The 12,925-nt window shown below is 64.2% G+C and carries 13 protein-coding genes; 6 read left to right on the top strand and 7 right to left on the bottom strand.

Annotation, left to right across the window (positions count from 1 at the left end; genetic code table 11):
* Window positions 1-100 precede the first annotated feature (100 nt).
* Window positions 101-421: a 2Fe-2S iron-sulfur cluster-binding protein gene (locus tag AAA969_RS00610; RefSeq protein WP_338242473.1), complete on the top strand. Its 321-nt coding sequence runs from the start codon at window positions 101-103 to the stop codon at window positions 419-421.
* 43 nt (window positions 422-464) lie between these two features.
* On the opposite strand, the gene AAA969_RS00605 is transcribed toward AAA969_RS00610, so the two are convergent.
* Both AAA969_RS00605 and AAA969_RS00600 read right to left on the bottom strand, forming a co-directional pair.
* The gene (locus AAA969_RS00605; RefSeq protein WP_338242471.1) at window positions 465-2,954 is read right to left on the bottom strand and encodes a PAS domain-containing sensor histidine kinase; all 2,490 of its coding nucleotides are present in this window, start codon (window positions 2,952-2,954) and stop codon (window positions 465-467) included.
* 192 nt (window positions 2,955-3,146) lie between these two features.
* Entirely contained in the window at window positions 3,147-3,593 is a 447-nt protein-coding gene (locus tag AAA969_RS00600; RefSeq protein ID WP_338242469.1) for an energy transducer TonB, read from the bottom strand.
* A 205-nt stretch (window positions 3,594-3,798) separates the two neighbouring features.
* Between AAA969_RS00600 and AAA969_RS00595 the strand changes: the two genes are divergently transcribed.
* Window positions 3,799-5,649, top strand: a complete 1,851-nt coding sequence (locus AAA969_RS00595; RefSeq protein ID WP_338242466.1) for a hypothetical protein — start codon at window positions 3,799-3,801, stop codon at window positions 5,647-5,649.
* A gap of 93 nt (window positions 5,650-5,742) precedes the next feature.
* On the opposite strand, the gene AAA969_RS00590 is transcribed toward AAA969_RS00595, so the two are convergent.
* The 4 genes from AAA969_RS00590 to AAA969_RS00575 form a co-directional block, all read right to left on the bottom strand.
* The gene (locus AAA969_RS00590; RefSeq protein ID WP_338242464.1) at window positions 5,743-6,018 is read right to left on the bottom strand and encodes an HPr family phosphocarrier protein; all 276 of its coding nucleotides are present in this window, start codon (window positions 6,016-6,018) and stop codon (window positions 5,743-5,745) included.
* Window positions 6,015-6,422 (bottom strand): PTS sugar transporter subunit IIA, encoded by a 408-nt coding sequence (locus AAA969_RS00585; protein WP_338242462.1) that lies wholly within the window; start codon window positions 6,420-6,422, stop codon window positions 6,015-6,017. Before AAA969_RS00585 ends, AAA969_RS00590 begins: the two co-directional genes overlap by 4 nt.
* 64 nt (window positions 6,423-6,486) lie before the next feature.
* Window positions 6,487-8,109, bottom strand: a complete 1,623-nt coding sequence (locus AAA969_RS00580) for a stimulus-sensing domain-containing protein (protein WP_338242460.1) — start codon at window positions 8,107-8,109, stop codon at window positions 6,487-6,489.
* A gap of 10 nt (window positions 8,110-8,119) precedes the next feature.
* Entirely contained in the window at window positions 8,120-8,830 is a 711-nt protein-coding gene (locus tag AAA969_RS00575) for a response regulator transcription factor (RefSeq protein WP_338242459.1), read from the bottom strand.
* Between the two features lie 167 nt (window positions 8,831-8,997).
* On the opposite strand from AAA969_RS00575, the gene AAA969_RS00570 reads away from it, so the two are divergent.
* From AAA969_RS00570 to AAA969_RS00555, 4 genes are read left to right on the top strand one after another with little or no spacing between them, the layout of a single operon-like run.
* On the top strand, window positions 8,998-10,698 hold the full coding sequence (locus tag AAA969_RS00570; RefSeq protein WP_338242458.1) for a hypothetical protein: 1,701 nt from the start codon (window positions 8,998-9,000) through the stop codon (window positions 10,696-10,698).
* A 46-nt stretch (window positions 10,699-10,744) separates the two neighbouring features.
* On the top strand, window positions 10,745-11,317 hold the full coding sequence (locus tag AAA969_RS00565; protein WP_338242457.1) for a DUF1214 domain-containing protein: 573 nt from the start codon (window positions 10,745-10,747) through the stop codon (window positions 11,315-11,317).
* Window positions 11,314-11,853: a DUF1254 domain-containing protein gene (locus AAA969_RS00560; RefSeq protein WP_338242455.1), complete on the top strand. Its 540-nt coding sequence runs from the start codon at window positions 11,314-11,316 to the stop codon at window positions 11,851-11,853. Before AAA969_RS00565 ends, AAA969_RS00560 begins: the two co-directional genes overlap by 4 nt.
* 57 nt (window positions 11,854-11,910) lie before the next feature.
* On the top strand, window positions 11,911-12,414 hold the full coding sequence (locus AAA969_RS00555) for a hypothetical protein (protein ID WP_338242453.1): 504 nt from the start codon (window positions 11,911-11,913) through the stop codon (window positions 12,412-12,414).
* 343 nt (window positions 12,415-12,757) lie between these two features.
* Here the strand turns inward: AAA969_RS00555 and AAA969_RS15045 are convergent, their stop codons facing one another.
* The gene (locus AAA969_RS15045) at window positions 12,758-12,853 is read right to left on the bottom strand and encodes a helix-turn-helix domain-containing protein (RefSeq protein ID WP_425324985.1); all 96 of its coding nucleotides are present in this window, start codon (window positions 12,851-12,853) and stop codon (window positions 12,758-12,760) included.
* Window positions 12,854-12,925: the final 72 nt, after the last annotated feature.

Here is a 12,925-nt window from a genome sequence, read left to right as displayed (position 1 = left end):
TTGCGCTTAGCGAAGCCCGCCCGTCACGGCAAGCGGTGAGGCTGAATCTTGACTCGGCGGTGAACGCTGTTCATGTGCTCTGCATCCAACGGAGACTGGCATGCCGAAGATTACCTATATCGAGCACAACGGAACCGAACACGTTATCGACGTGGCCACCGGACTGACCGTGATGGAAGGCGCAGTGCGCAATCTGGTCCCGGGCATCGACGCGGATTGCGGCGGCGCCTGTGCCTGTGCCACCTGCCACGTCTATGTCGACCCGGCCTGGGCCGACAAGACGGGTTCGCGCGAGACGATGGAAGAGTCGATGCTCGACTTCGCCGAGGAGGTCCAGGAGACCTCGCGGCTGTCTTGCCAGATCAAGGTCGCCGACATGCTCGACGGCCTGATCGTTCGGATGCCGAAAAAACAGGGCTGAGGCCCACATTCGACGCTATCGCCAGAACGAGCGGGTGGCCGGCCTATTCGGCGCGGGCCCGGTCGCCGGCGAGGCGCGTCACGGCACGACTGGTGAGATCGAGCTCCGGCGGCACGGCAGAGCTGCGTGGCTCCCGCGGCAGATGGCAGGACACCAGCGTGCCCTGCTTCGGCTCCGACTGAAGCTCGACCCAGCCGCCATGCAGCTCGGCAATTTCCTTCACGAGGGACAGGCCGAGACCGGCGCCACCGCGTTCACCGCGGGCGAAGCGATCAAACACGCTGGCCTGTTTCTCCGGCGCGATGCCCTCGCCGTCATCCTTGACCCAGAGCGTGATGTCCTCGCCATTGCGGCGAGCGCCGATGGTGACGTCTCCGCCGGTCGCGACGTGGCGGATGGCGTTGGACAGAAGATTCATCGAGACCTGTTTCAGCCTGTTGCGGTCCGCCCGCAGCAAGCCAAGCCCGTCCTCGATATCAACCGTCAGCTTGATGGCGTGATGATCGGCGCGGGCCGCGACGAGGTCGGCGGCTTCGCGCGCCACGTCAGCGAGATCGACATCACCGAGTTCCAGCTCCAGTTGGCCGGCATCAATCGCGGCAACGTCCAGAATGTCATCAATCAGCTTGGCCAAATGCGCCGCCGCTGACTGGATGGCCGACATCGGGTCCTTCTGGCGTTCGGTCAGCTCGCCAGCGAAGCCTTGCGCCAGCATGTCGGCATAGCCGCCAATCGTGGTCAGCGGCGTGCGCAATTGGTAGCTCACATGCTCGACGAACTCGGTCTTGATCCGCTCCGAGGTCTCGAGCGCTTCGGCGCGCTCCCGCAGGGCTTCCTCGATGCGGCGACTATCGGTGACATCATCCCAGCAGATAAGGGTCGCGCCATCGGGCAAGGGACGCGTGAGATAGGTCAGGACACGGCCATCGGAGCGGCGCATTTCGCCGGTGACCTGCTTGCGCGCCTGCGGGCTGGGGTCAGTGACGCGGGCCTTGATATCGGTCCAGACCCGGTCATCCGTGAACAGGGCTGCGCAGGTTTCAGACACGGCATCGAAGTCCGGCTGCCCGTCCAGCTCATCGGCCTCGAAGCCCCACAGGTCCTCGAAGGCCGAGTTATTGAGCTGGAGGCGGCCATTGGCACCGAACACGGCCACCGCCTCGTGCAGCTTGTCGAGAGTCGCGCGCTGGACGTTGATCAGCGTGTTGTAACGGGCACGCAGGGCCAGCTCGTCGGTCTTGTCCTCGAAAATCAGCATGAGACCGCCCAGCGGGTGGCGCTGACGGGCGACCCGAAGTGTGCGCCCATCGGGCAGCGGCCAGAGCTCGTCCGGGGTCTCCTCGGTCGGCGGTGCGTCGTAACGCGCCAATTCCTCGGTCTTCCAGGCGCCGAAATCGGCCTGCTCGGGAAGCAGGCGCTTCTCACGCATCCGGTCGAGGAACTGGGCATGGCCCGGACGATCATTGAGCCAGGCATCATCCAGCTTGAACAGGTTCGAGAAGGCCTTGTTGTGAAAGTTCAGACGCTTGGATCGATCGAAGACCACGACCGCTTCGGCCATGTGGTTCAAGGTGTCGTCATGGGCGCGGCGGAAACGGGCGAGCGCGGCCTTGGCTTCCTCGCCATCGGTGACGTCGAGCGCAAAGCCGGCCGCGCCGCCGGACACCGGGAAAACCAGAAACTTCAGACCGCGACGCGAGCCGTCAATGACCACGATCCGCATGTCCTCGACCGGTTCTCCGGCCGTCGTTGCGCGCGCGGCGAGTTCGGTCATGGCCGCGTCCAGAAGCGTCTGCCTGTCGATCGTCGCATCGACCGTGTCGCCCTCGACGGCTTTGACATAGGCCTGGTTGGCCCACTCCATCCGGCCGGTCGCATTCATCCGCCAGGCCGGGACCGGGGCCCGGCCGAGCATGTCCAGGAAAGCCAGCGGGTCCTTGGAAACCAGGCGACGCGCCTCCTCGATCCGGCCACGCGCACCGGATTCCTCGAGACCGCGGATCGTTGCGTCCGACAGCCAGACCACAAGCTGTGTGCCGGCAGCGCGACCATCGACTTCAAGGAAGCGGCCGCTCGGCCCCAATATGGTGAGGGAGAAGGGCTGACCCTTCTGACTCAGCTCGTGAAAACGAAGGCGCAAGGTGGTTTCGTCACCACCGGCCGAGCGCGCCTCATAGTCAGCCAGGCCCTCCATCAGGATGCCGGCCGGATTAGGTCCGTCATTGGCTTCGGCAAATCGCAGGAGCGAGGCGAGCGCCACTGAGGATCCGAAGATGCGCGGTGCGCCCCAGCCGGTGTCGGTCTCGTCAACGGGCGGCTGGTCCCAGACCAGGACAAGGCCGGGGTGGGCTCCGAACACGCTGTCGGCCCGCGCGACCCGGTCTTCCAGTTCCGCGAGCTTGCGGCGCCAGATGAGCTGCGCGCCCCGCGCGCCAGAGGTCAGACGGAAGGCCCAGAGACCCACGGCAAGCGCAAACGCTACGGCGCCGATAGTGACGATGAGAGTCACGATCTGAAATGTCTGTCCGGTCATCAATGTCGCCCTGGGTGCGCCCCCGCCCTCGAATGCTTGCGGGCCTCACGAATCACCATGATACCGGCCCAGGGACTCGCGGGCGATGCCCGGGGCGGCAAAAACCCTGATAACTTATATACCCCGCCGCGCCGGTGCCGGGAGAAAAACTGCGGAGCGGACCGCGGGGCGCACGCGCCACGAGCTGATCGGTCAGCGGATGTGGACTTCACCGGCGCGGAATTCGAACATCACGACACAGTTTTCCAGCACATCCACGCCATCAAGCGGCGCGAACTGCCAGTTCGAAACAGCCCGTTCAGTTGCCCGGTTGAAAGGACCATCGGGGACGGCCCTGTGGACGCGGGCCCGGTGGACGCTGCCGTCTGCATAGACATGGAACCGGATCACAACCCAGCCCTGTCGACCGCGATCCCAGGCCCGCAAGGGATAGTCCGGCATGGCCGCGGAGACGGCCGCAAGGGTGGAGCCGCGACAGTCGTCCGGCCCCATCATGCGCTCGACATTCGGCGGCACCGGGAGTTCGTCACGGGGAATGAACGGGCCACGACCGGCCTGGGGAAGCCCCGGGAGGTCCAGCGCCGGCACACCGCCGCAGGCAGTCAGAATGAGGCAGAGGAAGAGGACTGGAATACGCATGGCCGCACGCTAGCGGCTTGGATGCAGGCGCGGAAGTCCGCATTCAGCGCGGCGACCGGGCCCGAATCTTGAAGATTTCTTTAACACCGGATGAAACCCGTTCAATTTGCGGCATCAAACTTGTAGGGTTCAGGAATGATGGGTGAGGGATCTGCCGATTTGGGACAATCAGGCAGGCATTCTGTTGTTAGAGGTGCGTAAAGCCATGTCTTTGTTACCGACGGCACATGCCGGGCAGTCCTTCGGGGCCCGCCGAATCGATTTCTACACGGTATCCGGGGAGGTCTCTGCATCAGACGATGGCACAGGCCGGGTCACCGACACGGATGGCATGACTCATGATGTCCGCCTGCTCGAGCGATCGAACGCCCTCGCGCCCGGCGACACGGCCAGCGTCCTGCGGGTACAGGCCGGACCCAATCGTCGCTCACGCCCGACCGCCATCATCAATCATACCCGCGGCACCTGGATGCGCGCATCGCCTGAAGCCACGACCTTGCTGGCCCGGTCCGGCGTGACCCGCAGCTTCAATTGGTGGCTGTCCGTACTGGTCCTCGCGGCCGTGGCCATCGCGTCGGTCTGGCCAGCGATCCACGGCTTTCTGACGGAAGTGAATGGCGGACTGATGGCCTCCATTCCCGCCTTCGACGTGTTTGCCGAAATCGGCGCTTTCCTGCCGGCTCTTGGCGGTTGGCGACTTGAAACGGCTCTGCCCGGCGGCCTCATCGACGGCATCGCCTCGCTGGGCTTTGTGCCGATGGAGCAGCTCACCGAGTGGGGCCTCGCGCTCGGTGCCGGCGTGCTCGTCCTGCTCACATTTCTGGGTCGCTCCTGGCGGTTGATCTATGTTCCCGCACTGGGCGCCTTTGCGCTGGCGGCGGGCGTCATTCTCGGCTCCAGCCTGCCGACGCTTTCCATCATCGGCGGCGGAATTGCCTTCTTCATGCTCGGTGGACTGGTCAATCGGATCCGCGACGGGGGCCGCTTCAATGCCCGCGTCGCCCGCCTGGCCGAACACGCCCTGCGCAATCCGCCGCAGGAAGGCGTGCGCTCCAGTGATGGGCCTGACGGCTCTGCCGTCGCCGCCGGCATCGCGGCATCGGCTGCGATCGCCACGGCCACCGCGGTTGCCCAAGGCGACGCTCAAGATGACGACGCCGAGACCGCGCCGGACGCGGCCACCGAAGAAGCCTCACACCCGGACAGTGCTGCTGGCGAAGCCGAAGCCCCGCCCCAGGATGACCTCCTGCCAGCTGCCGCGGCTGCCGATACTGAACACCACACCGAGGCCCAACCGGCCGAGGCCGGGGCCGCAGGTGATGTCGAAGCCGCCCCGGAAGTCGAGGTGACGCCTTCGAACACCCCGGAAGCCGAAACCCGATCCGAAGAGACGGAAACAGAGGTCGCTGCCACAGAGTTCGAGCCCGATATGGCCGACACCGCGCAGATCGAGCCGGAAACCACAGTCGAATCCGAAGCGGAGACCACGAGTGAGAATGCGGCGGTGCCGCCCGAAGCCGATCATGGCGACGTGACCGCGCCTGAAGCAGCACCGGAGAATTCCGCCCCCGCCAACGACCCCGCTGAACCATCTGACGGAACGGAGATTGTAATCGCCGCTGAAGCTGGGTCGGATGACGCCTCGGACGACGACCTGCCCAGTCTGGACGCTGTCGCAGCGGCCGCCGCTCTGTCGGCAACCGAAGACAGCGCCGCGGACACCCCGGAACCTGCCCAAGCCGCGACGGCGCGCCCGTCCGTGGATCTGGATGATGAGCGGACGATGCCCGTCGCCCCGCCGCCCCCCATGCCGGGCAATGAGGCGGCGGAGGCTGCCGCGACGACTATGGTCAGCGCCGACCCGGAATCGGAACCCGCCATTGAGCCGTCCACGGACGCCGCGCAGGCCTCACCGGTCGATGACAGCTCCTCCAGTACGATCATTGACGATCCGCTGATGGACGAGGCCAGCGACCCCATGGTGTCAGCCGAGGGAAAGGCCGATTTTGCACCCGGCGCACCGGATATCGAGCTCGATCGAGCCCAGGCCGAGTAGCACCCTCGCAGCTTCCATCCCGAAGCGCTTCCCCAACGAGAAAAGCCCGCCGAATGGCGGGCTTTTTTCATACCGGCAAGACGGTCCACGACACTACTCGTCCTCGTGAAACCGCGCTTCGACAAGTTCGGTCAGGCTGTCAGCGGCTCGCTCGGCATCCGGCCCCTCGGACTCGATCGCGATTACCGACCCCTTGGCGGCCGCCAGCATCAGCAATTCCATGATGGAGTCGGCATTCACGGTTTCACCATCGCGCGAAACGTGGATCGTGGCATCAAAGTCCTGGGCCAGCTCAACGAATTTGGCAGCAGCACGGGCATGCAGTCCACGCGCGTTGCAGATCGTGACCTTGCGCGCGACTTTCGTCACTTGTCCGCGCCCTCAAGCACGTTGGAGGCAATGGCGATATATCGTTTGCCCGCGTCCTCGCCCATCCGCGCGAGGCTGTCGAGATCGGCGCGGGAGCGCGCCTCGGCCAGTTTGATCAGCATCGGCAGATTGACGCCAGCGATCACTTCGACCTTGCCAGGCTCGAGCAGGGAGATTGCGAGATTCGACGGCGTGCCGCCAAACATGTCGGTCAGGATCAGCACGCCTTCGCCGCGATCCGCATCCTCGATGGCCTGGCGAATATCCGCCCGGCGCTTCTCCATGTCGTCATCGGGACCGATGCAAACCGCCAGAAACGCATCCATCGGGCCCACCACGTGCTCCGTGGCGGCGACGAATTCATCGGCCAAACGGCCATGACTGACAACGACGACTCCGATCATGAAACCATCTAAACGCGGCTTGACTTGGGGGGGAAGCGTCTTTTGCAATCACCCCCGCAATTTGTCAGTCAGCCTCCGCCGCGGGGAGCTCGACCGTGAAGCGGGCGCCGACCACCTCACCGGCCTGGTTGCGCCGGTTGCGGGCAATGATTGTGCCGCCGTGGGCCTTGACGATCTGACGCGAGATCGCGAGGCCGAGACCGGAATGAGTGCCGAAGGCAGCGCCCTTGGGTCGCTCGGTGTAGAAGCGTTCGAAGACCGCCTCGAGATTGGCTTCGGGAATGCCGTCGCCCTGATCATCGACATGAATTTTCAGGCTGGGACGCCCCTCCATTTGCCCGCGCCTCAACGACACGCAGACATCACCGCCCTCCGGCGAGAAGGTCAGGGCATTGTCCAGCAGATTCCGGAACACCTGACCGAGCGGATCACCTCGACCGATGATCTGCGCCGACCGGACCTGGCTGTCGACACGGATCAGGGCCGGGTTCTTGCCGGCTTCATTATAGCTGTCGGCGAGCTCGGTCAGAAGCGTGGCCAGGTCAAACCGGCTGACGTCCTCGCGCGCCAGTTCCGCATCGACGCGTGAGGCCCGCGAAATATCCGTGATCAGGCGATCAAGGCGACCAACATCGGCCGTGATCACGGCCAAAAGACGATCGCGGCGCTCAGCATCGCGGGCCTTGGGCAGGACCTCGACCGCCGAACGGATCGAGGTCAAAGGGTTCTTCAGCTCATGCGCGACATCGGCCGCGAAACTTTCAATCGCGTCCAGCCGGTCATAAAGCGCCTCGGTCATGTCCGAAAGAGCAACGCCGAGCTCGCCGATTTCGTCGTTGCGACCGCGCAGATCGGGCATGGTTACCCGCCGCCCCCCGGCCCGCCGCGCCTCCCGCGCGGCCCGCGCCAGACGCCGGATCGGTCGGGCGATGAAGACCGTCAAGGCAAGCGAGGACATCGCCGTCACCAGGGCCGCGATGATCATGAAGGGCAGAAGTGCGCGACGCTCGGCTTCGATCAGGGTGTCGAGATCATAGGACTCGATCGTCACCACGCCGACGATCGCCCGCACAGGCTGGATCGGCAGCGAGACCGAAACGACCCGGCGACCATCCGCCTCGCGTCGGACGCCGGCCACGGTCTCGCCATTGATCACCTGGCGGACCTCGTCACGCAGATTACGGCCCATGGCCTCGCGCTCTTCCGAAGAGCGCAGGAGATTGGCGAGCGCGTCGAGCAATTGCACCGGCAGGGAGCGGGCACTCTCGGCAATCGGGGGCCTCTGGGCACCCGGCGGCGGCAATTGCGTGGTCTCGAAGACGTCGGCGAGGAGGTGACTGTCGGCCACGATCGCCGCGCCCTTGTCGAAGACAATGACGCGTGATTCTTCGGGCACATAGAGCTGACGCAGGATTGCCCGTGCGTCCTCATTGCGAAGTGCCGGCGCCGGCGCGCCGTCGGATGCACCCTCGGCCAGGACATTGGCGATCAGCTCACCCTGGGCCCGCAGCGAGTCCAGCTTGGCATTGACCAGGCCGCGCCGCGTCTCGGTCAATGCCAGCATGCCGACGACCAGCACACCGAGCGCGACGAAATTCGCGATCAGGATCAGCTGGGCCAGGCGCGAGGAAGGTCGTGGCGCGAGACTGCGAAGCAGCGCACCGGCCCGCCGCAGACCCGACCTCACGGAACTCGCCTCAGTCTTCTTTATAGCGGTACCCCACACCGTAGAGCGTTTCGATCGCATCGAAACTCTTGTCGCTTTCGCGGAATTTCTTGCGGACACGCTTGATGTGACTGTCGATGGTCCGGTCATCGACATAGACCTGATCGTCATAGGCCGCGTCCATCAGATTGTCGCGGCTTTTCACATAGCCCGGCCGGGTTGCCAGCGCCTGGAGAATGAGGAATTCGGTGACCGTGAGCCGGACCGGCTCGCCCTTCCAGGAACAGGCATGGCGGTTGGGGTCGAGCAACAGGCTGCCGCGTTCCAGCGGTTTGCTGTCGCCGGGCTCCATGCCGACCGTTCCGACCGGATCGCCGGACAGGCGCGCGCGGCGCAGGACCGCCTTGACCCGTTCGCCGAGCAGGCGCTGGGAGAAGGGCTTGGCGATATAATCATCGGCACCGAGATTGAGGCCGAGCGCCTCGTCGAACTCGTCATCCTTGGAGGTCAGGAAAATGACCGGCAGGTTGGACGACTGGCGCAGCCGGCGCAGCAGTTCGAGACCATCCATGCGTGGCATCTTGATATCGAAAATACCCAGATCCGGCGGATCCTCGGTCAGTGCGGTCAGCGCCGAAGCGCCGTCATTATAGGTCCGCACATGATATCCCTCGCCTTCGAGAAAAATCGAAACCGATGTGATGATGTTCTCATCATCGTCCACGAGTGCAATCGTCGCCATGCCATCTCCGCGCGTTGACCGGTCAATTCAGGCCGGAATTGATCCGCGTGCCGTGACCATAGCCGTGGCCGGGTCGACACGCCAAGCTCCCATGATGAATCAAGAGCATGCTTCACTCGGTTTTAAGCCTCTTTGTGCCATCTTTAAGGCTCCAGGGGAGTTGGTGCATGCCCGGCGATATCCATTACGAAGTCTTCTTCAAGAAAAACCGCAAGTCCGCTTGGGCGCTCAACGAGGCCCGCGATGACCGTGACCAGGCCCTGCGGCTCGCTCATTCCCTGATTGCCAAGAACAAGGAAGCCTCGGTCCGCGTGACCAAGGAAACCTTTGACCCGGAACACCGAAAATTCCGCTCGGTCCCGATTTTCGAGGGCGGGGCAGAGACCATGCAGGGGGAAAAGGAAAAGACCGGGGAAGCCCGCCTGCCCTGCCTGACCCCTGAAGACCTCTCCAAACCCCATGCCCGCGATACGATCCGGCGCGTCCTGAGCGGATGGCTGGAGCGCGTCCAGGCGATCCCGATGGAACTCCTGCACCGGCCCGACCTGGTCGAGAACCTCGAAGCCTCCGGCACGGAGCTGCAGCACGCCGTTCAGAAGGTCGCCATTGCCTCGGCCAAGGACAGCGACGCCGGGGTTCATGGCTATGTCAAACAGCTCAACGAGCTGGTCCAGAAATCACTCGGCCGGATCTATCAGGACGGCCGCAACAAGACGCTCCCCGAATACCCGAAAAGCGCCCGCTTCTCCGATATCGCCAGCGCCATCCATGCCGGCGACCGCCGGGCCTATTCCCTGCGTGCGGCAATGGCCGACCGGCTGCGCCACGAGAAGAAGTATGGGGACAAGCTCGAAGCCCTGCTCGACATGGGCGACAGCCTTCCCGAAGATATCAACGTTCACGAATTCGCGCGGGACGAGGTCGACCACTATATTGCCGAAGTCATTGCCTTTGATGCCGGACGGGACGCTCTTCTGGGCAAGTGCAAGGACCTCGGCGAAACGCTCGAGCGCCTCGCCTGCCTGTTCGATGGCGACCATTCGGCCGACGCCCTGAACCTCGCCCCGAGTGCCGCCAAGCGCCTCGCCCGCAAGATTCGCGGCAAGGAATACCCGGCCTGCCGCGCGGTGATCGCGAGCTTTATCCTGAAGGATCTTGAGCGGCCCAAACGCCTGCGTCCGAGCAGCGTTCGCGACGAAGTCCGCCTCGCCCGTGACCTCGCCAGCCGCCTCGTCATCTGTGCCGATAGCACCCTGCCAGCCGATGCCCTGATCAAGGCCTTCTCCTCACGGTCGGCCCGCCTGCTGCAGCCGGAAATGATTGATGAGCTCCTGCGTCACTCGCGCGGTGTGGACGAGGATCTCGACCGCCTGATCGCGCTTGAGGAAAATATTGTCGGGGAAAGCAACAAGCAGAAGCTCGCGGGCTATATCCGGTCGACCCTGGGCTCGCCCCAGGCTGACGCCTGGTATGTTCGCGGCGAGGCCAAGCCGCTGGAGCGCCTGGCCAAGCTGACCGCACAGCAGGCCCGTATCCTGAAAAGCAAGTATCCAGCCCGCGAGAAGCTCGAACTGGCGGCGACGATTGATACGCTGGGCATGAAAGTTGTCGACCAAACCAAGATCCTGAACATGGTGGAATCCGGCGACCGGCCGGCACTGGACAAGGCGAGCGGCTTGCTGCGCCTGGCGACCGGCGGCGCGCTTCCGATCGGCAACTGCTCTGCTGATGCCCAGGCCCGCGCCCTGCGACACCTGAAGTCGGCCGTGGGCCTCAGCGAGGCCCAACAGGAAGACGGACGCGCCAAGCTGAAGAACATCCAAACGATGCTGCAACAGCTGTCCAGCCTGCAGGCAAAGGCCGGCTGAAATCTTTTGCTTTCCCGGCGAGGACCAATCTGTCTAGGCTCGCGGCATGACGCTGCGCCATTTCATCACCTTCATTCTCGGACTGGTCGCCGGGACCGCGATGGCCCTCGCCCTGGCCTTCAGCCCAGGCGAAATAGGCGGCGTCAGCAATGGCGCCTGGGTTTCCAATCCCCATATCGGCTCGCCGGACGCCAATCCGCTCGTTCGCTCGCTGGTCGCCCGCCGCGGCCTGCTGGCGCTCAATCGGGAAGAAGCGGTCTATTTCACGGCGACCCGCGACAGCCAGGGCCATAACCTCACTGCGCGTTGCACCTACGAAGTCATCGGCGAGATGCCACCGACACGCTGGTGGTCCCTGACCATCTATGACGAGGACAGCTTTCTGCCACGCAATGGCCGCAACCGCCATGCGGTCAGCCAGACAACGGCTCGCACCGATACGAGCGGCCAGGTGATCATCCCGGTCGGACCGGACGAGGTCGGCGCGATTGACACCGAGAATGCCAGCCTCTTCTCGCTCACCCTGCGCCTCTATCATCCCGATCCGGTCATCCTGGACGAACTCGACACACTCACCTTTCCGCGGATTGAACAGATCAGCTGCGGAGGCGAGACATGACGCGTCGCGGCCTGCCCTTCCTGCCCTTTGTGCTCGGCCTCGCGATTGGAGCGGGCACCACATTGACCGTCATGCCCGGCGTGATCATGTCGCGCGCCATGGATCGGATCGAAGCCCTCGGCGGTGCGACCGGGATGGTCCGTCATGCCCCGCCGGTCACGGCCGAAAACCAGACCATCGTCCGCGCCAGCCCGGACATTCTCTACTCGGTCTGCCTCTATGACCTGTCTGACGGACCGCTGCGCATTGATGCGCCCTGGCCGGATGACGGGAATTATGCCTCGGTTAGCTTCTACGATGCCAACACGAATAATTTCGCGGCGGTGAGTGACCGGGATGTCGGAAGCGCAGCAACTTCGATCGCGCTCATCGAACGTTTCGAGTCTTATGTCCCGGAAGACGCGGACCTGAGCTTTGTGGCCCCGACCCGAACCGGTCTCATCCTCTATCGCCGCGTGATCGACGCGAACACAGATCTCGCGGCAGCCGACGCCGAGCGGCAGGATTTCAGCTGCGCGCAGATGTCGTATCAGTAACTTGCCTCGCACGTCCCGCTTGGCGAGGCTGACGCCCGAGTAAAGCTGGGGAGCCCCATGAAACAGACCATCCTCGCGGCATTGGCCGCATCTGCCGCCATTATCGCCCCCGCGACGGCGCAAACTGACGAGACCGCCGCCATCGAGGCCCGGATCGACGCGCTCTATGCGGTGATTTCCGGACCGGTCGGCGAGGCCCGCGATTTCGACGCCATGCGCGAGATGTTCATGGACGGCGCCGCCATGGGTGCGGTCTCCGCCGGCGAGGCCGGCAATGGCACCGCCCGCGTGATCACGTTGGACGACTATATCGAGCGCTCCGGCCCCTGGCTGGTCGAAAACGGCTTCACCGAACGCGCCACCCGCACCGAGATCACCCAATGGGGCGAGATCGCCTATGCCCGCTCGGCCTATGAAGGTGTCAACGGGGTCACCGGCGAGGTTTTCCTGATCGGGGTCAACTTCATCACCCTGTTCAAGATCGACGGACACTGGAAAATCGCCTCCATCCTCTGGCGCACCCAAACCGACGACTGGCCAGTCGACGCAGCGTTCGACTAGGTATCGTTTCTGAACACGTTGTTCAGTTGGCTGAGCCTTTTGGCTAGCGGCTGTCATGAGAGAGCATCGTGCGGTTGGGTGGAATTGACCAGTCCAAGTATCGCTCGAGGCCCTGATCTCGGCTGTCCGATGGGCGTTGGGGTATGGCATAGGCCGGTTCGCGCAACAGGGTCTGGATGAAGCGCTCGGTCTTGCCGTTGGTTCTGAGCGTGTAAGGCCGGGCTTGTTGATGCGTTCCAGTAACTTGATATCCAGATGGATGAGCTCGCCGGGGCGCTCGCGTTGATAACGGATAGCCGGTGACCTGGGTTCGAGCGCTATGAGCCGGCGCAATCGACGCGGATCACGCCAGCCATTTGGAGACGGTCCGCCCCGAGATCCCGAAGGACGCCGCAATGGCTGCCACCGTCTCACCGGCGGCACGACGCTGTCCAATCAAGGCTCGCGATTACGGCGTGGTACTGGCATCCCTGTGAGCGTTCATACGGGCTTTCCTTGCGGATGGCAGTAC

Source organism: Maricaulis maris (assembly GCF_036322705.1).
In the GTDB taxonomy this organism is placed as follows: domain Bacteria; phylum Pseudomonadota; class Alphaproteobacteria; order Caulobacterales; family Maricaulaceae; genus Maricaulis; species Maricaulis maris_B.
Note: the sequence above shows the minus strand (reverse complement) of the source record. Positions and strands in the feature narration are given on the sequence as shown.

What these genes read in the sequence shown, in the direction of transcription:
- AAA969_RS00585 (WP_338242462.1), bottom strand. Translation starts at nt 6,422, where the DNA reads ATGATCGGAGTCGTCGTTGTCAGTCATGGCCGTTTGGCCGATGAATTC.
- AAA969_RS00600 (WP_338242469.1), bottom strand. Translation starts at nt 3,593, where the DNA reads ATGCGTATTCCAGTCCTCTTCCTCTGCCTCATTCTGACTGCCTGCGGC.
- AAA969_RS00575 (WP_338242459.1), bottom strand. Translation starts at nt 8,830, where the DNA reads ATGGCGACGATTGCACTCGTGGACGATGATGAGAACATCATCACATCG.
- AAA969_RS00595 (WP_338242466.1), top strand. Translation starts at nt 3,799, where the DNA reads ATGTCTTTGTTACCGACGGCACATGCCGGGCAGTCCTTCGGGGCCCGC.
- AAA969_RS00560 (WP_338242455.1), top strand. Translation starts at nt 11,314, where the DNA reads ATGACGCGTCGCGGCCTGCCCTTCCTGCCCTTTGTGCTCGGCCTCGCG.
- AAA969_RS00555 (WP_338242453.1), top strand. Translation starts at nt 11,911, where the DNA reads ATGAAACAGACCATCCTCGCGGCATTGGCCGCATCTGCCGCCATTATC.
- AAA969_RS00610 (WP_338242473.1), top strand. Translation starts at nt 101, where the DNA reads ATGCCGAAGATTACCTATATCGAGCACAACGGAACCGAACACGTTATC.
- AAA969_RS00565 (WP_338242457.1), top strand. Translation starts at nt 10,745, where the DNA reads ATGACGCTGCGCCATTTCATCACCTTCATTCTCGGACTGGTCGCCGGG.
- AAA969_RS00570 (WP_338242458.1), top strand. Translation starts at nt 8,998, where the DNA reads ATGCCCGGCGATATCCATTACGAAGTCTTCTTCAAGAAAAACCGCAAG.
- AAA969_RS00605 (WP_338242471.1), bottom strand. Translation starts at nt 2,954, where the DNA reads ATGACCGGACAGACATTTCAGATCGTGACTCTCATCGTCACTATCGGC.